19 protein-coding genes are annotated in these 21,815 nt (G+C 69.7%); 7 read left to right on the forward strand and 12 right to left on the reverse strand.

Annotation, left to right across the window (positions count from 1 at the left end):
* Nucleotides 1–432: 432 nt before the first annotated feature.
* Nucleotides 433–1,176 (reverse strand): decaprenylphospho-beta-D-erythro-pentofuranosid-2-ulose 2-reductase, encoded by a 744-nt coding sequence (locus ACWEV3_RS33085; protein WP_452617649.1) that lies wholly within the window; start codon nucleotides 1,174–1,176, stop codon nucleotides 433–435.
* A gap of 126 nt (nucleotides 1,177–1,302) precedes the next feature.
* On the opposite strand from ACWEV3_RS33085, the gene ACWEV3_RS33090 reads away from it, so the two are divergent.
* Both ACWEV3_RS33090 and ACWEV3_RS33095 read left to right on the forward strand, forming a co-directional pair.
* Entirely contained in the window at nucleotides 1,303–2,406 is a 1,104-nt protein-coding gene (locus ACWEV3_RS33090; protein ID WP_452617650.1) for a winged helix DNA-binding domain-containing protein, read from the forward strand.
* A gap of 77 nt (nucleotides 2,407–2,483) precedes the next feature.
* Nucleotides 2,484–3,299, forward strand: a complete 816-nt coding sequence (locus ACWEV3_RS33095; RefSeq protein ID WP_452617651.1) for an SAM-dependent methyltransferase — start codon at nucleotides 2,484–2,486, stop codon at nucleotides 3,297–3,299.
* Nucleotides 3,300–3,358: 59 nt separating this feature from the next.
* Here the strand turns inward: ACWEV3_RS33095 and ACWEV3_RS33100 are convergent, their stop codons facing one another.
* Genes ACWEV3_RS33100 through ACWEV3_RS33115 form a run of 4 tightly spaced genes read right to left on the reverse strand, consistent with a single transcriptional unit; the run spans nucleotide 3,359 to nucleotide 8,022 of the window.
* On the reverse strand, nucleotides 3,359–3,988 hold the full coding sequence (locus tag ACWEV3_RS33100) for a GTP-binding protein (RefSeq protein ID WP_132488436.1): 630 nt from the start codon (nucleotides 3,986–3,988) through the stop codon (nucleotides 3,359–3,361).
* Nucleotides 3,969–4,562, reverse strand: a complete 594-nt coding sequence (locus tag ACWEV3_RS33105; RefSeq protein ID WP_452617652.1) for a DUF742 domain-containing protein — start codon at nucleotides 4,560–4,562, stop codon at nucleotides 3,969–3,971. Before ACWEV3_RS33105 ends, ACWEV3_RS33100 begins: the two co-directional genes overlap by 20 nt.
* A gap of 7 nt (nucleotides 4,563–4,569) precedes the next feature.
* Nucleotides 4,570–5,010, reverse strand: coding sequence for a roadblock/LC7 domain-containing protein (locus tag ACWEV3_RS33110; RefSeq protein ID WP_397525958.1), 441 nt, complete (start codon nucleotides 5,008–5,010; stop codon nucleotides 4,570–4,572).
* A 54-nt stretch (nucleotides 5,011–5,064) separates the two neighbouring features.
* Complete coding sequence (locus tag ACWEV3_RS33115; RefSeq protein WP_452617653.1) at nucleotides 5,065–8,022, reverse strand: nitrate- and nitrite sensing domain-containing protein; 2,958 nt, start codon at nucleotides 8,020–8,022, stop codon at nucleotides 5,065–5,067.
* Nucleotides 8,023–8,623: 601 nt separating this feature from the next.
* Between ACWEV3_RS33115 and ACWEV3_RS33120 the strand changes: the two genes are divergently transcribed.
* The 3 genes from ACWEV3_RS33120 to ACWEV3_RS33130 all read left to right on the forward strand — a co-directional run bounded on the left by ACWEV3_RS33120 (nucleotide 8,624) and on the right by ACWEV3_RS33130 (nucleotide 11,499).
* The gene (locus ACWEV3_RS33120) at nucleotides 8,624–9,148 is read left to right on the forward strand and encodes a DUF485 domain-containing protein (RefSeq protein WP_452617654.1); all 525 of its coding nucleotides are present in this window, start codon (nucleotides 8,624–8,626) and stop codon (nucleotides 9,146–9,148) included.
* Nucleotides 9,145–10,737 carry a solute symporter family protein gene (locus ACWEV3_RS33125; protein ID WP_452617655.1) on the forward strand — a complete coding sequence of 531 codons (1,593 nt, stop codon included), beginning with the start codon at nucleotides 9,145–9,147 and terminating at the stop codon, nucleotides 10,735–10,737. Before ACWEV3_RS33120 ends, ACWEV3_RS33125 begins: the two co-directional genes overlap by 4 nt.
* Before the next feature lie 399 nt (nucleotides 10,738–11,136).
* Nucleotides 11,137–11,499, forward strand: coding sequence for a hypothetical protein (locus ACWEV3_RS33130; RefSeq protein ID WP_452617656.1), 363 nt, complete (start codon nucleotides 11,137–11,139; stop codon nucleotides 11,497–11,499).
* Between the two features lie 33 nt (nucleotides 11,500–11,532).
* On the opposite strand, the gene ACWEV3_RS33135 is transcribed toward ACWEV3_RS33130, so the two are convergent.
* Entirely contained in the window at nucleotides 11,533–11,823 is a 291-nt protein-coding gene (locus tag ACWEV3_RS33135) for a YrhK family protein (RefSeq protein WP_452617657.1), read from the reverse strand.
* A gap of 45 nt (nucleotides 11,824–11,868) precedes the next feature.
* Nucleotides 11,869–13,524 carry an FAD-binding dehydrogenase gene (locus ACWEV3_RS33140; protein ID WP_452617658.1) on the reverse strand — a complete coding sequence of 552 codons (1,656 nt, stop codon included), beginning with the start codon at nucleotides 13,522–13,524 and terminating at the stop codon, nucleotides 11,869–11,871.
* Between the two features lie 345 nt (nucleotides 13,525–13,869).
* Here ACWEV3_RS33140 and ACWEV3_RS33145 point away from each other — a divergent pair, with 345 nt between their 5' ends.
* On the forward strand, nucleotides 13,870–14,208 hold the full coding sequence (locus ACWEV3_RS33145; RefSeq protein ID WP_452617659.1) for a peptidase inhibitor family I36 protein: 339 nt from the start codon (nucleotides 13,870–13,872) through the stop codon (nucleotides 14,206–14,208).
* A 170-nt stretch (nucleotides 14,209–14,378) separates the two neighbouring features.
* On the opposite strand, the gene ACWEV3_RS33150 is transcribed toward ACWEV3_RS33145, so the two are convergent.
* From ACWEV3_RS33150 to ACWEV3_RS33165, 4 genes are read right to left on the reverse strand one after another with little or no spacing between them, the layout of a single operon-like run.
* Complete coding sequence (locus ACWEV3_RS33150) at nucleotides 14,379–15,545, reverse strand: glycosyltransferase family 4 protein (protein WP_452617660.1); 1,167 nt, start codon at nucleotides 15,543–15,545, stop codon at nucleotides 14,379–14,381.
* Nucleotides 15,542–16,462 carry an alpha/beta fold hydrolase gene (locus tag ACWEV3_RS33155; protein WP_452617661.1) on the reverse strand — a complete coding sequence of 307 codons (921 nt, stop codon included), beginning with the start codon at nucleotides 16,460–16,462 and terminating at the stop codon, nucleotides 15,542–15,544. The genes ACWEV3_RS33150 and ACWEV3_RS33155 overlap by 4 nt, the downstream gene beginning before the upstream one ends.
* 6 nt (nucleotides 16,463–16,468) lie before the next feature.
* Complete coding sequence (locus ACWEV3_RS33160; RefSeq protein WP_452617662.1) at nucleotides 16,469–17,701, reverse strand: glycosyltransferase; 1,233 nt, start codon at nucleotides 17,699–17,701, stop codon at nucleotides 16,469–16,471.
* Complete coding sequence (locus ACWEV3_RS33165; protein WP_452617663.1) at nucleotides 17,698–18,687, reverse strand: hypothetical protein; 990 nt, start codon at nucleotides 18,685–18,687, stop codon at nucleotides 17,698–17,700. Before ACWEV3_RS33165 ends, ACWEV3_RS33160 begins: the two co-directional genes overlap by 4 nt.
* Before the next feature lie 953 nt (nucleotides 18,688–19,640).
* Here ACWEV3_RS33165 and ACWEV3_RS33170 point away from each other — a divergent pair.
* Nucleotides 19,641–20,720 carry a copper resistance D family protein gene (locus ACWEV3_RS33170; RefSeq protein ID WP_452617664.1) on the forward strand — a complete coding sequence of 360 codons (1,080 nt, stop codon included), beginning with the start codon at nucleotides 19,641–19,643 and terminating at the stop codon, nucleotides 20,718–20,720.
* Here the strand turns inward: ACWEV3_RS33170 and ACWEV3_RS33175 are convergent.
* Complete coding sequence (locus ACWEV3_RS33175; protein WP_452617665.1) at nucleotides 20,675–21,814, reverse strand: hypothetical protein; 1,140 nt, start codon at nucleotides 21,812–21,814, stop codon at nucleotides 20,675–20,677. The genes ACWEV3_RS33170 and ACWEV3_RS33175 overlap by 46 nt on opposite strands.
* Nucleotide 21,815: the final 1 nt, after the last annotated feature.

The raw sequence follows: 21,815 nt of genomic DNA on the forward strand, positions 1-21,815 counted from the left end.
GCAAGAAACACGCACGGCCTGCGACCTGCGGATACCGCACCGACGCCGGGTACTGACGCAATTTCCATTGAAATCGAAGGTTCAATTTCAATGGAAATTGCGGCCACGCACCAGAACCCCACCACCCGACGAGGTCAAGTTTCCATGAAACCTGCCCCCCGAGGACCCCTGGGCCAGGTTTCAATGACTTTTTCATCCTCTACGCGGATGGCCTGTGTCCTGGGTCGTGAGTGGTCATGGCTGCTATGACAACCATGGCCACTCACGACTGCGGGACGTCGGGTCGTGAGTGCCTATGGCTGCTATGGCGACCATGGCCACTCACGACCCTGCACACTCGGGACCTGGCCTGACGCCGCAGACCAGGATGAAAGCGGCTTATTGAAACCGCATCCATGCGGCAGGCGCAGCCGCGCGGGACGAGACCGAGGATCAGCGGGGCATGCGGCGCCAGATCGCCTGCGGCACCAGCCGCATCACCGCGAACACCCAGCGCAGGATCGGCGGCACCCACACCACTCGCCGCCCCCGCCGCAGGGCGTTGACCGTCGCATCCGCGACCTGGTCGGGCGTGCTGGACCAGGGCGCGGGGCTCATGCCCCGGGTCATCCGGCCGATGACGAACCCCGGCCGCACGATCAGCAATCGCACGCCGCTGCCGACCAGCGCGTCGGACAGCCCGTTGGCGAACCCGTCGAGCCCGGCCTTCGCCGACCCGTAGACGTAGTTCGCGCGCCGCACCCGCACGCCGGCGACCGACGAGAACACGACGATCTCGCCGCTGCCCTGCTCGCGCAGCAGGTTCGCCAGGTGCGTCAGCACGCTGATGTGCGCGACGTAGTCGACGTGCACGATGTCGATCGCGTGCGCCGCGTCCCGCTCGGCCCGCTCCTGGTCGCCGAGCAAGCCGAAGGCGGTCACCGCGACGGCGATCGGCCCGTGCCGGTCGACGATGTCGCGGAGCAGCTCCGCGTGGCTGTCCACGTCCGAGGCGTCGAACTCCACCCGCGCCACGTCGGTGGCCCCGGCCTCGCGGAGCGCGGCCTCCTCGGCGTCCAGGTCCGCCGACCGCCGCGCCGCCAGCACCACGGTGCCGTGCCCGCGCTTGACGAGGCGCTCCGCCACCGCCACACCGATTTCGCTGCGGCCCCCGAGGACCAATACCGCTCCGCTCATCGCCGCAAGTCTGCCATCGGCGTCCCCGCCCGCCTCGCACCGGCACGAACGGCCTGTTCGCACCGCCCATCGAGGCGAACCCGTCGGTCCCACGACATAAGGTCGGCCCCCGGCGAGAGGAAAACGATGACGGTGCTGAGCCTGCGCGAGCTGAACCGCGCGACCTTGGAGCGGCAACTGCTGCTGCGCCGCTCCGAGCGGTCCGCGGTGGAGGTGATCGACCACCTCGTCGGGATGCAGGCGCAGGCGCCGTTCCCGCCGTACTTCGGCCTGTGGACCCGAATCGCCGGGTTCCGGCCCGACGACCTGGCACAACGGCTGCTGGACCGCAGCGTGGTCCGCATCGTGCTGATGCGCGGCACCGTCCACCTGGTCTCCGCCGCCGACTGCCTGCTGCTGCGCCCGCTAGTGCAGCCGATCATGGATCGCGGCCTGCGCACGAACAACCAGCACCGGGACGAGATCGCGGAGCTGGACCACGCCGAGCTCGCCGCCGCTGCCCGGGAACTGCTCGACGAGCAACCCCGGACGGCCGCCCAGCTCGGCCCGCTGCTCGCCGAGCGGTGGCCGGACCGGAAGCCGGCGTCGCTGGCGCACGCGGTCCGCAGCCTGCTGCCGCTGGTGCAGGTCCCGCCGCGCGCGATCTGGGGTCGCAGCGGCCAGCCGACCTATGCGACGGCCGAAACCTGGCTAGGGCGACCGCTGGACGCGGAGCCCGCGCCGGAAGACGTCCTGCGCCGCTACCTCGCGGCCTTCGGCCCCGCCACGGTCGCGGACATGCAGACCTGGTCCGGCCTCACGGGTCTGAAGGCGGTCGCGTCGAAGCTGGATCTGCGCAGCTTCCGCGACGAGAACGGCCGCGAGCTGCTCGACCTCCCCGACGCGCCCCGCCCCGATCCCGACGTGCCCAGCCCGCCGCGCTTCCTGCCGCCGTTCGACAACCTGCTGCTCTCGCACAAGGACCGCACCCGCGTCATGCGGGAGGACGACCGCAAGCGCCTGTTCGCCGTCAAGAACGCCGTGCTGCCGGGCACGATCCTGGTCGACGGCTTCCTGCACGGCACCTGGCGGATCGACCGGCGGAAGAACTCCGCGACGCTCCTGGTCGAGCCGTACCGGAAGCTGTCCGAAGAGGACGCCGACGCCATCGAGGCAGAAGGCCGCCGGCTGCTGGAGTTCGCTGAGCCGGATGCCGAGCACGGCGTCCGGATCGCCGAAGTCGATCAGTAACAGGTGTTTACCTGGCGCATTCGGCGGAATACCCTGCTCTTGATCGTTTCGACCCCGGACCGAGCGGACCCTTCCCCATGGCAACTGCTGACAGGCCGCAGATCGACACCACCAAGCCCAGCATCGCGCGGGTCTACGACGCCTTCGTCGGTGGCAAGGACAACTTCGAGGTAGACCGCCAGGTCCTGCAGCAGATCCAGAAGATAGCCCCTGAGGCGGTGCAGGTCGGCAGGCAGTGCCGGGCGTGGCTGATCCGCGTGGTCCGGTTCCTGTCCGGCCACGCCGGCATCGACCAGTTCCTCGACCTCGGCTCCGGGCTGCCCACCGCGGAGAACACCCACCAGGCGGCGCAGCGGCTCAACGCCGAGGCCCGGGTGGTCTACTTCGACAACGACCCGTCGGTCGCGGCGCACGGCCGCGCGCTGCTGGAGGAGAACGACTACACCCACTTCGCGGTCGGCGACCTGCGCAATCCCGCGGAGATCCTGTCCGACCCGGTGGTGACCAAGTACCTGGACCTGAGCCGCCCGGTGGCGCTGATCCAGTGCAACACCCTGCACCACGTCACCAACGACGAGGATCCGCAGGGCATCATGTCGGCCTACGTCGACGCGCTGGCGCCGGGCTCCTACCTCGCGATCTCGCACCTGCACAACCCGGCCGACGGCAGCTCGCGGGCCACGCTCGCGACGGAGTCCCAGCTGCGGTTCAACTCGATGATGGGCAGCTGCTACTACCGCAAGCGGGACGAGATCCAGGATCTGTTCTGCGGCCTCGAAATGGTCGAGCCGGGCCTGTCGTACCTCTTCGACTGGTGGCCCGACGGCCCGCGCCTCACCGAGCCGTCCGACGCCGAGTACAACCTCCTCGGCGGCGTCGCCCGCAAGGTCTGAAGAACGAGCCGGGGGTGTTCCGGGCGGTTGCCCGGAACACCCCCGATCTCGTGCCTGGATCAGCCGGGCTGCCGAGAGGTCCAGTGCCGCATGGCGTGCTCGACCAGCGCGATCAGGGTCCGCTTGGTCGACTCCCGGTCCCGGGCGTCGCACGGCCCGATCGGCACGTCCGGGCCGATCGCCATGGCCTCGCGGACCTGTTCGATCGAGTGCAGCATCTGGCCGTCGAACAGGTTGACGCCGACCAGGTAGGGCAGCCCGCGGTCCTCGAAGAAGTCGATCGCCGAGAACGAGTCGGCCAGCCGCCGGGTGTCCACCAGCACGACCGCGCCGATCGCGCCGCGCACCAGGTCGTCCCACATGAACCAGAACCGCTGCTGCCCGGGCGTGCCGAACAGGTACAGGATCAGGTCTGAGGCCAGCGAGATCCGGCCGAAGTCCATCGCCACCGTGGTGGTCGTCTTGTTCGGCGTGGCGCCGAGGTCGTCGACGCCGCGGCTGGCCTCCGTCATCACCGCCTCGGTGGTCAACGGCACGATCTCCGACACCGACCCGACGAACGTCGTCTTGCCGACCCCGAAACCACCCGCGACGACGATCTTCGCCGACGTCGACGTGGTGCTGCCCTGGTTGACGGCCTGCGGCGGCGCGGAGCCGAGCTGGGGCGCGCTATAGCCGACGGAGTCCACTCAAAACCCTTTCCATCAACACCATGTGTGGTGCGCTACCGCTTTCGCTCACCGTCTGGTGCACGGTGATCAACCCCAGTTCGGCCATGTCGGCCAGGAGCACGCGGGCGACCCCGATCGGCACGGACAACAGCGCCCCCACCTCCGCCACCGACCTGGGGTGCTGGCACAGCTCGGCGATCGACTGGTGCTCCAGCCGGACCGCCGCGCCCTGCTGGTACATGTCTCCCGTGGAGACCAGGGTTTCCAGCTCCAGCTTGTGGTTCGACCTGGTGCGCCCGCCGGTCCAGGTGTAGGAGCGGATGCTGGACGCGGCCGGCGCCTCCGGCTCGACGGGTTCGTCCGGGTACGGCTCCTGCCGGTCGTCGTGATGGCCGTAGTCGCCGTACTGGTCCTCGTACCCGTCGTCGTACTGGTCCTCGTAATACTCGCCGGGCTGTTCCTGCGGCTCGTCGCGCTTGCGCTTCTTGCGCCCGCTGCCGAAGGTGAACCCGTTGACGACGTGGGCGAAGCTGTCGTCTCCCGAGCTGTCCCGTCTTCGGCCCTGCCGTGGATATTCAGAGCGTCTACTCATCGCATCCTCACACCAGTTGGCCGGTGAACGCGTTCGGCGCCCCCTGCAGCTGCGACCGGATCTCCGGGGTGAGCATCTGGCCGACGCGCTCCACGAGCATGGTCATCTCGTAGGCGACCAGTCCCATGTCGCACTGCGGGGCGGCGAGCACGGTCAGGCACGAGCCGTCGCTGATGCCCATCTGCAGCAAGGTGCCGCGCTGCATCTCGACAATCGTCTGAACCACTCGTCCGGCCTCGAAGCACTTCGCCGAGCCCTGGGTGAGGCTCAGCAGCCCAGAGGCGACCGCGGCCAGCTGATCGGCCCGGTCCCTGGGCAACGTCGCCGAGGCGGTCAGCACCAGGCCGTCGGCGGACACCACGATCGCGTGCGCCACACCGGCCACGCGCTCGGTGAAGTCAGTGATCAGCCAGCCGAACCTGCGGGAAATCATCTCCTGAGCAGTCATGCAACCTCCTGTTCGTTGCCGCGGTGATCACGCCTTCGCGCTGCGGAATCCATGTCAGCCCTCGTCGGTTGCTCGATGCCGACCACGACTGATACCGCTCTGGAAGTCGGCCAGCCGGCCGCGGAGCTGATCCGCGTCGCGCTGGAAGGGTTCGGCCTCGACCGGACGCTCGGCGTTCGTCACGCTGCCCGGCACGAGGTGCGCCTTCGGGGTCCGGCGCGGCAGGCCCGCCTGGGTGAACGACGCCGGCTGCGGGTTCGCCGCGGCCTCCGCCGCCTCGCGCGCCTTGTCGGCGGCGAAGTTCCAGGCGTCCGGCCCGGAGGTGTCCGGGATCCACGATGATTCGGCGGCCGCCGGGCCGTCCGATCCGGCCGGCTCCGTCCACGGGTCCTGCTGTGCGGGCTCCGACAACCAGGAACCCGCCCCGGAGGTTTCCGCGGGCGTTTCCACAGGCACGTCGGCGGGGTGCCCGAACTGGACCCCGTTCTGGGCCAGCCGCCGGCTGATGTCCTCCGCGCTGCGGGAGGGCCTGTCGGTCGGCGGTTCCGGCTGCTGCTGCCCGCGCGGCACGCGGCGAGGCAGCCCGGACGAGGTGAGCGACGGCTCCTCCGGCTGCCGGTCGTCCGGCGGGAAGTCCGAGCTCGACGGGAAGCCCGCCGGTTCGCCCTCCGCGTCGGGCCAGCCGAAATCGTCGGCGGCGGCCCGCTCCTTCGCGTACGGGTTCTCGCCGGCCGGCTGGAACCACTGGGTCGATGCCTCGGTGAACAGCGGCGCCTCCGGCGCGGGCCGCTCCGCCGGCGGCTCGGCATCCGGCCAGTCGACGCCCAGGTCCGAGGACACCGCGCGCGGCTGCTGCGGGATGTCGATCGGCGCGTCGAAGAGGTGCTCCGTCGGCGATTCCTCCCGGGTGGGACCGGGCTCGAAGAGGCTTGCCGACGCCGGTTCCTGCCACGGCGAGCTGTCCTGCGCCGGTTCGGGCTGCGCACCGCGACGCGGCAGCACACCGGACGTCGGCAGTTCGGTGTGCGAGTGCCCGTTGCGCTGCCCCGGCGGCGTCGCCGTGGGCTGCAGGGCCGGCCCGGGTTCGACCGAGACGACGTGCTCGGCCGGGATCATCACGGTCGCCCGAACGCCCTCGACGTCCGGCCCGCCGTGCAGCTCGACGCCGACGCCGTGACGAACCGCCAGCCGTCCGGCGACGTACAGCCCCATCCGCCGCGAGGTGCCGAGGTCGTCCTCGTCCGCGTGGGCAAGCTGCTCGTTGGCCCGGGCGATCTCCTCGTGCCCCATGCCGATGCCCTGGTCCAGCACGTCGAGCACCACCGTGCCGTCGCCGGACTGGTAGCTGGACACCGTGACGGTCGTGTCCGGGGCGGAGAAGTTGGCCGCGTTGTCCAGCAGCTCGGCGACCAGCCGCACCAGGTCGCTGGCGGTGTGCCCGCGCAGCTTGACCGCCGGCGGCGGCTGCACCACGACCCGCGGGTACTGCTCGATCTCGGACACGGCGGCGCGCAGCACGTCCGCCATGTCGGTGGGCTGGGTGAAGCGGCGCGCCAGGTCGCTGCCCGAGAGGACCATCAGGTTCTCGTTGTTGCGCCGCATCCGGGTGGCCAGGTGGTCCAGCTGGAACAACCGCGCGAGCTGGTCCGGGTCTTCCTCGTCCTGCTCCAGCTGCTCGAACAGCCGCAGCTGCCGTTCCAGCAGGCTCTGGCTGCGCCGCGAGATGCTGATGAACACCTCGCCGTAGCCGCGCCTCAGGTCCGCCTGCTCCACCGCGAGCCGCAGCGCCTGCTGGTTCACCTCGTCGAAGGCGCGGGCCAGCTGGCCGACCTCGTCGGTGGTGTCCACCGGGAACGGTTCGACGACGGCCTCGGCGATCCGGCCCTGCCGGATGCTGGACACCGCCGCGGGCAGCTCGTACTCCGCGGCGTCCAGCGCACTGCTGCGCAGGTCGCGCAGCGAGCCGAGCAGCTGCCGGGCGATCACGATGATGATCGCGGCGGCGGCGATCAGCGCGGACAGCAACAGCACCGAGTCCCAGCCGGCGGCGTTGCTGGCCTCGTCCTCCAGCCGCGAAGCGGTGGCGCGCACGTCGGCCGCGAGGTCGTCGTGACCCTGGTCGATCAGCGCGACCGAAGCTTCGGTGGCGGCGTTCCAGGCGTCGCGCTGCACCGAGAACCCGCCGGAGAAGATGTTGTCGGTGCTCTCGCGCACGATCGCATCGAGCATCCGGTTGCGATCCACGATCGCCGGGGCGGTGAGCGTCTGGTCCAGCCGCTGCTGCCAGTACGCGGCGACGGTGGAACGAGCATCGCCGATCTTGCTGAGCAGACGGGCCCGCGAACCGCTCAGGTTCTCCAGCGCCACCGATTCGATGTCGGCCTCGGTCAGCCCGGTCAGCACCCAGGCCTGCTGCAGCCGCACTTCTTCGGTCAGGCCCAGCATGTCCTGCAGCGCGGTCGCCGTGCTGGACAGGCTCCGGTCGGCGACGCTGCTGCTCAGCGCGCGGTCGAGGGCCAGCACCGAGTTGATCACGCGGGTGTAGTCGCCGATCGCCTTGGCCGGGCTGATCCGGTGCTCGCGGATCTGCTGGCGGAGCTGCCCGAGCCCGTCCAGCAGGGGCCGGAGCTCGCCGTAGCGGTCGGCGATGACGCCGGTGTCGACGTCGGGCGAGGCCAGGATCTGTCCGAGGTCGGCGACCGCCCGGTCCACCGCGGCGGCCGGCTCCTCGGCCGCGGCGAGGTCGCCGTCGCCGACCAGGAACTCGACGGAGCGGGTGCGCTCGTGCTGGACCCCGACGAGCAGCGGCTCGACCTGGTCGACCGCGTTCAGCACGTCCGCGACGCGGCCGTACTCGGCGGCGCGGTCGACCTGCCACCGGATCTGCCCGATACCGAGCGTGATCGCGAAGATGACCGGCACCAGCACGACCGCGCCCAGCTTCGTCGGCAGCGACCAGTTGCGCCACTGCACGACGTTGTCGCGCACCCGCTCGAATCCACCCGCGGTCACGAGCGCCCTCCAGGCTTCGAGCTCAGGGCCTCGTGCAGGTCAACCAAGGTCTGGACCCTCTCGGGCGAACAATGCGTTCGAGAACGGCGCATGCGTGCGGTCCCGCAATCGTCGTCTGGGCTGTCGGGGGTGAAATCCAGCCGCGGTCGAGCACCACCCGACGCCCGGAAACGGCTTACGGCACGGCACCGTATCAATGCGTGATCAGATTCACTCAGAGTAACTACGAGCGTCCCCGGTTGGCGCATTTCGAACACTGGTACCGAACCGTGACCTTCCAGATCGCGCGACTGTCTTTCAGTGCCCAAGCACTATAAGGCCCAGGACCGCGGATAGCACCGGGGGCTTTTTCCCATTCCGCTACGACAAACAGGCGATGTAACACCGAGTGTTCGAACCCCACTCCGCACCCGGCGACTTTTTCACTCGTTCAGCCTAGAGCGGGGTAATCCACTTTGGTCGCGAGCGGCGCAAAAGACCTGGTCAACAAGATCGCAAGCGCCGAAGCCGGACCTCTGACCTGGCAATACCGGACAGTAACGAAGCGTCGACGACCGGCATCGCCGAGGCCCGCGAGCCGCTCCGCAACCGCCGAAACCACGTGGGGATCACCACACTGTCGATCTCGCGCGACACGTGGTTAGAATTCCCCGCCACCGCCAGGCCTTCAGCCGAGCGGCCAACCGCGAAGTTCCAGGAAGGATGCATGAGCAACGCAACGCAATCCGCGCTGCGCGGCGGCCCCCGCGACCAGCCCGGAAATCCGCGGGTGGCCTTCGGTGGAATCGACAAGAGCTCCGTTCGCGCGACTAACGAACGTCCTGATTTCGCCGCTATCCAGCAGAGCCCGGAATTCCGCGACCTGCGCCGCCGACTGAAATGGTTCATTTTCCCGGCTACGGCGTTTTTCCTGATCTGGTACCTCGGGTACGTGGCGATCGCCGCATACGCCCGGGAATTCATGGCCCAGCCGCTCATCGGCGAGATCAACGTCGGCCTGGTCATGGGTGTCGGCCAGTTCGTCACCACCCTGGGCCTGACCGCGCTCTACGTCCGGTTCGCCCGCCGCCGCATCGACCCCGAGGTCGACCGGATCCGACAGGACGCTGGGGAGTCCGACCAGTGAACGAACCGCAGCTGATCCCGGCCGACAACGCGATCATCAACACCAGCGTCTTCGCGGCGTTCGTGCTGATCACGCTGTTCATCGTGTACCGGGTGAGCAACCGGGGCACCTCCAGCGACTACTTCGTCGCGGGCAGCTCGTTCAGCGGTGTGCAGAACGGCATCGCGCTCTCCGGTGACTACCTGTCGGCCGCGTCGTTCCTGGGCATCGCCGGGGCGATCGCGGTCTACGGCTACGACGGCTTCCTGTACTCCATCGGCTTCCTGGTCGCCTGGCTGATCAACCTGCTGCTGCTCGCCGAGCGCACCCGCAACACCGGCCGCTTCACCATGGGCGACGTGCTCAGCTTCCGGATGCGCCAGCGCCCGGTGCGGGCCGCGGCAGCGTCCTCGACGCTGGCCATCACGATCATCTACATGATCGCCCAGATCGCCGGCGCGGGCGGCCTGGTCGCCCTGCTGCTCAACGTGCACGGCAAGTTCGGCCAGGCCCTGGTGATCGCCGCGGTCGGCGCGATCATGATGATCTACGTGCTGGTCGGCGGCATGAAGGGCACCACCTGGGTGCAGATCATCAAGGCCGCCATGCTGCTGCTGTCGGTATTGATGATCACGATCTTCCTGCTCGGCAAGTTCGGCTACAGCTTCACGAACCTGCTGCAGCACGCCGCCGAGAACAACCCGCACGGCCGCGACATCTTCGCCCCGGGCGTCCAGTACGGGAAGTCCGAACTGACCAAACTGGACTTCGTGTCGCTGTCGATGGCCCTGGTGCTCGGCACCGGCGGCCTCCCGCACGTGCTGATGCGGTTCTACACCGTGCCCAACGCCCGCGAGGCCCGCCGCTCCGTGGTCTGGTCGACCTGGGTGGTGGCGACGTTCTACATCTGCACCCTGGTCATCGGCTACGGCGCGGCCGCGCTGGTGGGCACGGACGCGATCCTCGGCGCGCCGGGCGCGGAGAACTCCGCCGCCCCGCTGCTCGCCTACCGGATCGGCGGCACGGTGCTGCTGGGCATCATCGCCGCGGTCGCCTTCGCCACGATCCTGGCGGTGGTGGCGGGGTTGACGCTGACCGCATCGGCGTCGTTCGCGCACGACATCTACGCCAACGTGATCCGCCGCGGCGACATCGACTCGGACTCCGTGGTGCGGGTCGCCCGGTTGACGGCGCTGGTGATCGGCGTGGCCTCGATCCTCGGCGGCATCCTCGTCATCGGGCAGAACATCGCGTTCCTGGTCGGCCTGGCGTTCGCGTTCGCCGCCTCGGCGAACCTGTCCACGCTGCTGTACTCGCTGTTCTGGAAGCGGTTCAACACCACCGGCACGCTGTGGGGCATCTACAGCGGGCTCGGCTCCTGCCTGCTGCTGGTGATCTTCTCGCCGGTGCTGTCCGGCTCGCCGGACTCGATCATCCCGAGCGTGGACTTCGCCTTCTTCCCGCTGAAGAACCCGGGCATCGTGTCCATCCCGGTCTCGTTCATCTGCGGCATCATCGGCACCTTCGTCGGCAAGGAAGCGGTCGACGAGGACCGCCAGGCGGAGATGGAGGTCCGCGCCCTGACCGGCATCGGCTCCCGAGCCGGCTGAGCGTCCCCGGACTTCCAGGCTCGTTCTGCGGAGCGGTGCGGGTGGCGGCCCCCTGCGGGAGTCACGGCCGCCGTCTGGACTCCGGGATCCCCGACTTGCGCATGACCAATTGGAAACGCTGGCGAACGGCCCCGGGACCTCGGTGTCCCGGGGCCGTCTTCGTATGCACGCACCGCAGCGGTGGCCCGACCGGTGCTAACCCACAGGTGGGCTCCGCCGGGTGCCCGATCGCCATGGGTCACCGGCCGTCCGGCCGCCGTGCTCGATTCCGCTCTACCCAATCGGATACTGCCGGGCGGCCGCAATTCTCCATAAAATGGAACTGCCCGCCATCGGGGCGCTTCGGCAATAGCAGGGGCAATGGGAAGCGATCCGGCGGGCGAATCGGGGGGGTATTCCATGCGAACGGTTCGCAATGCACTGCTCGCTGCGGTCACCGCCGCCGTCCTGCCCATGTCCGGGCTGGGAACCCAGGTCGTCATCATCGCGGCCGAAGTCAAGAACGGCCTGGTCGAGCTGGCCCAGAAGGCTTCCCACGGCCGGTCGGGCGACTTCCGCGAGTCCGGGGTGCTGATCCGCTCGGCGCCCGATACCGGCAGCGCCGCACGCGGCGTGGGAAATCCCGGCGACGACGTCAGCATTCGCCAGGCGACCCGCGGGGAATCCGTCCGCTGCCCGGACGGATCCGCGAATTCGGAATGGTTCGACATCACGAATCGCCGCACCCGCGTCACCGGATTCGTCAGCGGCTGCTTCCTGTGATCGAGTCGCATTCGGCCGCCGGGAATGGGCGGGTCAGAAATCCTGATCAGATCCGCGCAACCCGGCCGGTCGCAACCGACGCAGGCGCACGTGCCGCGCGAGCCTGATCACCGGCCGCACCGCGAGCTCGCAGCTGCCCAGCAGGAACAGCCAGGTGCCCGCGGTCGCCGTGGACTCGTGGAAGAACAGCAGGCTGCCGACGGCGAACCAGACGGCGATCAGGAAGTCGTTGACGATGCTGATGACCTCGTAGCGCCGCCGGATCAGCAGCTCCTCGCGCCCGATCCGCAGCACCAACTGGCCCGACTCGGCCGGATCTCGCATGATCCGATTGTCCGCGAGCCGGGCGAACTCCGCAGGTCAGCAGGGCTAGCCGACGGCAGCGGCGGCCGCTCGCCCGGCCTGCCGGCCGGAGAACAGGCAGCCGCCGAGGAACGTGCCCTCCAGGGCCCGGTACCCGTGCACACCGCCGCCGCCGAAGCCCGCGACCTCCCCGGCCGCGTAGAGCCCGGGCAGCGGCTCGCCCGAGTCCTGCAGGACCCGGCCGGACAGGTCGGTCTCCAGCCCGCCGAGCGTCTTGCGGGTCAGGATGGACAGCCGCACCGCGATCAGCGGCCCGGCGGCCGGGTCCAGCAGCCGGTGCGGCTCGGCGACCCGGATCATCCGGTCGACCACGTAGCGGCGGGCCGCGCGGATGGCGATGACCTGCTCGTCCTTGCCCAGCCCCGACTCGACCTGGCGGTCCCGGGCGACGATCTCGCGTTCCAGCGCGGCCGCGTCGATCAGCGGCTCGCCGACCAGGTCGTTCATCCCGCGCGCCAGCTCCGGCACGGTGCGCCGGACGACGAAGTCGGAGCCGCGGCGGACGAACTCGGCGACCGGCCCCGGCGTGGCGCCGCCGCCGCGCTGCAGCAGCTTCCGGATGCTGCGGTCGGTCAGGTCCGGGTTCTGCTCGGAGCCGGACAGCGCGAACTCGCGGCTGATGATGCGCCGGTTGAGCACGAACCAGGTGTAGTCGTGGCCGGTCCGCACGATGTGCTCCAGCGTGCCGAGGGTGTCGAAGCCCGGGAACAGCGGCGAGGGCAGCCGGCTGCCCTGCGCGTCCAGCCACAGCGACGACGGGCCGGGCAGGATCCGGATGCCGTGCCTGCTCCAGATCGGTGCGTAGTTGCGGATTCCCTCGGTGTAGTGCCACATCCGGTCCGGGTTGATGATGCGCCCGCCCGTGCGGGACACCACCTCCAGCATCCGCCCGTCCACGTGATCGGGCACGCCGGCGATCATCTCCTTCGGCGGCTCGCCGTAGCGCTCGGGCCAGTTCCGGCGCACCAGGTCGAAATTCCCGCCGATGCCGCCGGACGCGACGACCACGGCCTGCGCGTGCAGCTCGAAATCGCCTGCCACGTCGCGAGAACTCGGCTGCCCGCGCTCCACCGCGCTCGGCACGAGCACTTCGCCGCGCACGCCGGTCACCGCTCCGCCGCTGGTGATCAGCTCGCTGACGCGGTGCCGGAACCGGAACGTCACCAGGCCGCGCTCGGCGGCCTCCCGCACGCGGCGGATGAACGGGGCGAGCACCCCGGGGCCGGTGCCCCAGGTGACGTGGAACCGCGGCACGGAGTTGCCGTGCCCGGTCGCCAGGTGACCGCCGCGCTCGGCCCACTGCACCAGCGGGAAGAACCGCACTCCCTGCTCGACCAGCCAGGAGCGCTTCTCCCCGGCGGCGAAGTCCACGTAGGCCTCCGCCCACTGCCGGGGCCAGTGGTCCTCGGGCCGGTCGAACCCGGCGGAGCCGAGCCAGTCCTGGAGGGCCAGCTCGTGGGAGTCGCGGACGCCCAGCCTGCGCTGTTCCGGGGAGTCCACCAGAAACAGGCCGCCGAACGACCAGTGCGCCTGGCCGCCCAGGGAGGCTTCGGGTTCCTGGTCGACCAGCACGACCCGGCGGCCCGCGTCGGCCAGCTCGGCGGCGGCGACCAGGCCGGCCAGACCGGCGCCCACCACGATGACATCAGCGTCCAACGTCACTGCCGACCTCCGCACTACCGAGTGGTAACCGAGTGCCTGTATACCGCAGTCGGGGACGCTCCGACAGCCCGCCCGGCCGATCGCCGCGGCGCCGCGACATTGCGCGCAGGCGCGGAATTCCACCCGGTCGGGGTGTATCCAGCAAATTCGCTGGCATTCCGATCCGGGCTTCGGGAATCTTGTTTTCAGCGCGCCGATTTCGGTCGCTATCCACTCATTATCCGCCCAGGAAAGGGTTTTAGCATGTCCAAGTGCGCTTCTTCCGCCGCGTCGCGCCGAATCGCGATCCGCTCGTCCGCCCGGCGAGGGGTCTGGCTGAGCGGCCTCCGGAGAATAGTCGTCCCGGTGCTGTCCGTCCTCACCGCGATCGCGGTCGGCGCGGGCGGGGCCTACGCCGCGCCACCCGAAAGCCCTTGCCCCGCAGGGTCTTTCTGCACATGGCCGGAGGAGAACTTCACCGGCCAGTCGCACGCGGTCGGCCTCCAGGCGACCTCGCTGGAGCAGTGCGTCCGGCTCCAGCAGGGTGCGGAGGCGCGGTCCTTCGCGAACAACACCGGCCGCCCGGTGACGGTCTACCAGGATCCCGACTGCGACACCGAAGCGGAATTCAGCACGTATCCAACGGGTTCCCAGAATCCACGGGCGGCATACGTCGCGCGAGCAATCAAGATCTGGTCGCACTGACCGGCGAGAGCCTGCCTCGACAGCAATTCGCGGCGCAGGCGGAATCTCAGACGCCGTCGACGACATCCCGTTCGCGCATTCACCGATGCGCAGCGCCGATGCCGTCCCCCCGAGACGACGCCTGAGAACCCGCCGCAGAAACACGCGCAGCACCGATTCCCGGCAGGAACTCAGCGGACCAGGTCCCGCATCAGCTCCAGCAGGCGTTCGGCGGAGTTGGCCCAGGTGAACTTCGCCGCCTGACCTCGAGCCGCGGCGATCAGATCCGCACGCGCCCGGGGATCCTCCACGGCACGCACCGCGGCGGCGAAGCCCTTCGACGACCCCGGATCGAAGAACCTCGCGTGTCCCCCGGTCACCTCGTGGAAGATCTCCAGGTCGCTGCAGACCACCGGCGTCCCCGCGTTCATCGCCTCGATGATCGGCAACCCGAAACCCTCGTCCCGCGAAGCGGTCACCAAGGCGCTCGCCCTGCCGAGCAGCGCCTGGTAGTCGCTTTCGCTGATGCCATGCCAGAAAACGACATCGGCGTCCGGAGGCAGCTGCGCGCGCAATTCCGCCTCGCGCGCGGCTGCGATCCGGCTGACCAGGTGCAACCGGTGTTCCGGAAGGAGAGCCATGCCCGCGATCAACGTTTCCACGTTCTTGTACGGCATGAACGAGCCCATGTACACGAGCTCCCGCGGCCCGCCCGGCTCCGCACCGGAATCGGCGCCGGGCTCTCTGTCGCCGGCATCGTCCCCCGACGACGGAGACGGTGCATTGTGGACAACCGTCACCGAGCGCCGGGTGAGCCGGTGTTCCTCGATGAGCTTGCGGGTCGTCTCGCTGACCGTGACCACCGCGTCCGCCCGGTTGAGCATGACTCGCTGCGGCCAGAACGCCTTGTGGTAGAGCCGCCACGCGATGCGCACGGGCAGCGGCAAGAAACCCGGCGGCTGCGGGTGCCGGTAGTAGATCAGGTCGTGCAGCGTGAGGACGAGCCGGTAGTCGCGCCGGAAGCCGCCGATCACCTGCATCGGGCTGAACACGACGTCCGCGCCGAGCCGGTTGAGCGTGCGGGAAAGCCACAGCTCCCGCGGCGAGAAGGGGCTGTTGACCTTCACGTGCGGAACCCCGGACGGCAGCAGCCGCAGCTGCCGCTCGTCATGGATCAACATCGTCACCGGATGGAGGTGGTGCAATGCCTCGATCAAGCTCGCGCCGAAGCGGCTGATCCCGTCGTGCTGATCGGTTCGCGTCCAACGCGCGTCGACGAACACGTTCATCGTCGCCGCCCCGGCCTCGCCCGAACGCCGGCCGGAGGTACCGCTCCCGTGCTGTCCGAGGCCGGTCATGGCGTTCCGAGGAATCGTCGGATCGCTTCGGCCGCCGGTTCCGGCGTCTCGTAGTGCACCAGGTGGCCGACGTCCGGAATCACCACGAGTTCGGCGTCCGCGAACCGGGCCGCCAGCGCGCGCTGGCCGGCCAGGGGCGCGATCTCGTCGGACTCCCCCGCGATCAGCAGGACTGGCATCCCGAGCTCGTCGACGTGGTCCGCGACGGTGTGCGTCACCGAAGCCTCGAAGGTCTCGCTGAGCAGCGCCGGGCTGTGGAAGCGGCTGAAGTACCGCAGGTGGTTCTCGTCGATGAACCCGCGCAGCTGCTTGTCCTTCGTCCGCGTCATCGCCCGGCTCGCGGCGAGCACTACCCATCGGTTGCTCAGCAACGAGTGCCCGGCCCGGAGCGGCAACCGCTTGCCCAGCGTGTAGTAGGCGGAGGTCAGCCCGGAGAGCACCACGCGGGGCCCGCGCAGCGCGGGCGTCGAGATCGGGTTGATCAGCACCAGGCGCCGGACGAGCTCGGGCGAGCCCGCGGCGACGTGCGACGCCACGATCGAGCCGAAGGAGTGCCCGAGCAGCACCACCGGCCGGATTCGGCCGCCGAGCCGCTCGATGAGTTCGGTGATGACGTGCGCGTAGCCGGCGACGTCGTGCCGTCGCCCGGTCATCGGCCCGGAGTCCCCGAACCCGGGCAGGTCCGGGATCACGACGCGCTGGTCCGGCAGGCCCGCCGCGACGAGTTCCAGGCCGTGGTGGGTACCGCGCAGGCCGTGCACCATCACCACCGTCTCGGCTGCGTCAACCGGTTCGGTCGACGCGACCGGCGAGGTGGAACCGCTCTCGGCGAGGTGGTCGCGGTAGACCCAGTAGTGCAGCTCGGCGCCGCTGATGTGCTCCACCCGCTCCGCGGGCTGGAGTTCCGGGACGATCATGGTGGGTCAGCTCGCCAGCTCGGTGCGGATCTCGTCGAGCTCGACGGTGCTCTCCGGGTCCGTCACGTGGTGGTAGATCGCCTCGAACCGGCCCAGGATCTCGTCGATGTCGTGACGGGACACGAACCGCTCGCTGGCCGCGCCCATCCGGTCGATCGTCGCGCGATCGCTGATCACGTCGTCGATCGCCCGGGCCAGGGCGTGCACGTCCCGCGGCGGGTAGAGCCAGCCGTTCTCGCCCGGCTGCACGAGGTGCGGCAGGGCCATGGCGTTGGCCAGCACCACCGGGGTGCCCGCCGACATGGCTTCCATGGTGGCCAGGCTCTGCAGCTCGGCGATGCTGGGCATGCAGAACAGGTCCGCGCGGGCGTAGGCGTCCAGGAGTTCGTCATCGCTGAGGAATCCGTGGAAGTGCACCCGGTCGGCGATGCCGAGTTCCACCGCGAGCTGCTCGAAGGCGTCACGCCGGCTGCCGTTGCCGACGATCTCCAGCCGCGTCGGCACCTCTGTGCGCAGCAGCGCCATGGCCCGCAGCAGGTCGTCGATGTGCTTCTCCTCGTCGAGGCGCCCGACGAACAGCACGGTGCGAACGGCCGGGTCCGGGTTCTGCTTGCGGTAGCTCCGGGCCCGCCGCCGGTACCGCTCGACGTCGATGCCGCAGGAGACCGGCAGCGCCAGGTCGGTGAACCCGTTCTCCTGCAGCAGCTGGACGGCGCGCGGGGTCGGCGCGGTGACGAGCTGCGCCTTCCCGTAGTGCTTGACCAGGTTGTGCCACAGCAGGCGGCCGGCCGCCTGCTGGAGGAACTCCGGGACCTTGAAGTAGCCGAAGATGTTCTCCGGCATGAAGTGGTTGGTGGCGATCAGCCCGATGTCCCGGCGGAGCGCCGAGTTGATCAGGCCGCGGCAGATGAAGAAGTGCGACTGCACGTGCACGACGTCGGGCTGGATCTCGGCGATCAGCCGGTCCGCCTGGCGGGCCTGCCAAGGGAGGAGGCCGCGGATCGACGGGTGGAACGGCGAGCCGTAGGAGGCGACGCGGTGCACGGTCACGCCGTCCTCGACCTCGGAGCGCGACTCCCGGTCGGTCGAGTGGCAGACGACGTGCACGTCGTGGCCGCGACCGGACAGCCCGGTCGCCAAGCGGTGGCCGAAGTTCGCCGCCCCGTTCACGTCGGGGGGGTAAGTGGTCGCGCCGACCACGATCCGCATCGGGCGCCTGCTGGGCGGTTGCGAAGTCAAGTGGAACTCCCGTCAGGACGATCTGTCGAACTCGGTCCGGCAAGATCACTGCTGCCGTTCACAGTGTTCGTTGAGGTCGCAGTGGTCATGGTGGTCGAGGAGAACGCAGCGGCGGCGGGCTCGCTCCGTTCCTGGGTGTCGGGGTGGTAGCGGGCCAGCGCGAAGACGCCCGCGCAGGCCACGACGGCGCACAGGCCCTCGCCGGCGGCGGTCCAGGCGCTGACCTGGTCGGCCTCGCCGAGCAGGCCGATGCCCAGCCCCACCGCCACCAGCGGGTCGATCACGGTCAGGCAGGCCACCACGAGGTCCGGCGGGCCGCTGGCGTACCCGTGCTGCAGCAGCCAACCGCCGACGACCATCGCGACGACGATGCCGAGCAGCGGAAGCGGGTTGATGTCCAGCAGCTCGGTCGTGCCCAGCTGCTGAGCCACCGCCCGCATCAGCACCGACACGTACCCGTACGCCACCGCGCAACCGGCGGCGAAGAGGATGCAGCGGGCCTTCGAGCGGGTCAGCATCGCGAGCACGCCCAACGCCAGGATCGCGCCGGCCACCAGCTGTGTCGCCAGCAGCTGCTCGTCACCGGCGATCGGGGTGGCCGTCGCGCTGCCCGCGGCGAGGAAGACGAAGGCGCCGACGCCGCCGGTGGCCGCGACCACCGACAGCGCAACGCTGGGCTTGAGGTCCCGGGCGGTGATGCCCTGCTGCCTGAGGTTCAGCAGGACGGTGATCGGCAGCGCCAGCACGCCGACCGGCTGCACCACGCTCAGCGGTGCCAGGCCGAGCGCGCAGGCATGCAGGACGGTGCCGCTGCCGAGCGCGGCGAGGCCGCCCAGCCAGCGGGGGTTGCGGATGAGCTGGGCCTGGCTGCGGAGGCCGAGTCCGCGGCCGTCCATCGCATCGTGCACAGCGGCGTGCTGCAGCCTCGCCCCCACGGCATAACCGCAGGCCCCCAGTGCGGCGAGCAGTACCGCGAGCGCAGTCATCGTGGACCACGTCCCGCGACGGTGGCCGGATGGTGCTGCACGACCGGATCAGTCCTCTTCACCAGGCTGCGGGAACGTTCGGCTGCCGAACACCCTAGTGCGCGATCCATGTCACGTCCCGCTTTCGAGCCCCGCGGCGTCCGCCGCGTAGGCCTGCTACCAGTATCGGGCTCCGAACCCGCTGGTTCCCGCCTTCGCTGTCCGTCCACACCGCTCAATCTCGCGTCTCGCGAGTCCGGCTCACATCCGGGGCCGGACCCCCAATTTCCCTGAGACGTTCCGGGTTCGCACCCTGGGGCGTCCGCCGGGCCCCCAGGCCACGACGCCCCGGAACCGGCCCCAGAACCCCGCCGGACCTGCGTAAACACGCTGCGGCACCGACCCGGCCAACTCTCCGGGTAACCCGCACGCACATCCCGGCCCGCCCGGCGGGCATTACAGCAAAGCACGGAATTGCGGCGGCTCGTGAAACGCCAGACGAATATGCGTGAACCGATCCGGTGAACGAAAGTCGACCGCCAGGAGAAACAAGTGGAATGAACCCAACCAGTTTCGGAACCGTTGCGCTCGCGCACGATGGAGGCGCGCCGGACGCACCTCGCGCGTGCGCTTCTGCACTGTCCGCCGGATCCACGTGCACGACTGTAGAACAACGTCGCTGAGGACTTTGCCAGCAACACATCCCGACTCGCCCGGAGGACGGCGGCAGCGTCTCGACCGCAATCCCGCGGAATATCGATGCGCCGCCAAAAACACCTCGCCAGCAGGGAAATCGGAAACAATGAAGATCAACTAATCGTCTCGGAACCGGTGACGAATGCGACATCACGACAACATCACGCCCCGCAAACCGTTCGCGCACCGAAACAAATCGGTCACGACCCGTGATCAGATTCGGCTCATCCTCGGGACCGAAGGCAGATGTGCGCTCGTCCGGGTGAGACGATGCACTCGTGGCTGCCGACTCTGATGTCTCCCAGCACGGCCGGACCGCGAAGCCGGAGCACCCCGCCGACACCGACGAACGCAACGTGTTCGGCGCCAAGGCAGCCGTGGTGGCCGCATTGCTGGGCGGTGCGCTGCTGACCGCGCTCGCCGCGACGGCCTACACCGCAGTCGGCACCATCCCCGGCCTCCCCGACCCGCCGCCGCTCGTGCACTTCGGCCTGCCCGTCGCCCGGGCCGTGCTCGACATCGCGGCGCTCGGGACCGTCGGCCTGAGCCTGCTGCCGAAGCTGCTGGGCTTCGACCGCCCGAAGCACACCGAGCCGGTCATGGCGCTGGCCCGGCGGGCCACCGTGATCACCTCGCTGATCTGGATGCTCAGCGCCCTGGTCTCGCTGGTCCTGCACGCCGCGGAGCTCAGCCCCGGCCGGCCCGTGACCACCCAGCTGCTGATCGACTACGTCGCGAACGTGCCGGCCGGCCCCGGCCTGCTCGCCAGCGCCGGCGCCGGGCTGGTGTGCGCGGCGCTGGGCCTGCTCGCGGTCCGGTTCGGCGAGAGCGTCCCGGCGGAACTGCGCACCATCATCGCGCTGCTCGGCCTGCTCCCGATCCCGCTGACCGGCCACGCCACGGACTGGCAGTACCACGACTTCAGCATGATCTCGATGGAACTGCACGTGATCGGCGCAGCGATGTGGACCGGCGGCCTGGCCGCGATCGCGCTGTTCGTCGCTCCGCGCCGCGGGCTGCTCGCCGAGGCCCTGCCGCGATTCTCGAAGCTCGCCACCATCGCGATCGTCGTGGTCGGCGCCTCCGGGTTGTTCAACGGCCTGATGGTGCTGATCATCACGCCGACCGTCGGCCTGCCCGGCCTGATCAACACCGGCTACGGCCAGATCATCCTGGCCAAGACCGGCTGCCTGGTGCTGCTGGGCATCGTGGCGTCGCAGATGCGGTTCCGCCTGCTGCCCCGCATCGCGCGCCACCAGCGCGCCGCGTTGATCGGCTGGGCCGCTGCCGAGGTCGGCGTGATGGGTATCGCCTACGGCTTGGGCGTCGTGCTCTCCCGCGCCCCGGTCATCGTCTGACCGCGCGACAGCAGCCGGCGCCCGCGCTCGGTTTCGACCAGGTACGAGATGCCCCACCACACCGCGGCGAACATGACCACCGTGTACAGCACCGACCAGTAGTCGACCGGCGGCGCGGCGATGTAGGTCTGCTGCACCAGCAGGGCGAGGTACGCCACCGCGGTCACGATCGCCGCCCCGGCGAACGGCCGGATGCGCGGCGCCAGCCGGAACGACAGGTCGATCGCCACCGCCCCGGCGAGCAGGAAGAACGGCACGGTCGAGATCGGGAAGTCGGCCGCCGCCAGCAATCCCCAGGCCACGCAACGGAAAACGAGGTAGCCGGCGGTGATGGTGGTGGCCGTCCAGCGGCGCCCGACCAGCTGCCGGGCCAGCAGCAGCGTGCCCAGCCCGGTCATGACCGCCCAGGTCGGGTAGACCCAGTCCGGCACCGGGAGCGTGAAGGACTTGACGGCGATCCAGTCCAGCGGCCGTCCGAGGTCGTCGGCGGCGAACTGCAGCAGGATGTCCTCGGCGTAGGGCGTGCCGCGCTCCCACGCCGCCAGCCCGAGCACGCCGTATTCCTGGTGCTGGTTGAGGAACAGGAAGTTGTCCAGCACCGTGAACCAGAGGAAGCAGGTGATCGGGTAGTAGTACCGGTCGCCGCCGCCGTAGCGGGCCCAGCCGCGGAGCAGGCCGACGCTCATCAGCCCGGTGCCGAGGTAGAGCAGGGCGTGCGACGGGCTCCACGCTGTGATGTCCAGCCCGTTGACCCGGTGGTTGATCACGTCCAGCGGCGCGGCGACCAGGAAGATGCCCAGCCCCCACTGCATCCAGCGCAGCGTGGCGCGATCGGCGCCGATGCCGGTGTAGGTGTGGAAGACCACCAGTCCGATCACGATCGCGGTGCCGACCGTGTTGATCATGTGCGGTGGCGCGAGGTCGTCGCGGAGCCACCGGAAATGCCAGCAGATGTCCCAGGTGGCGCCCGCGATCTTGAGCGCCATCGCGATCACCCACCAGCGATAGAGCGCGATCACGAGTTCCGGGGGAGCCTCCCGACCCGGCTCGCCACGCGTCCAGTGGCTTCGGACCAGCTCAGCTGTACCCGCCATC

Source organism: Saccharopolyspora sp. NPDC003752 (assembly GCF_053605825.1).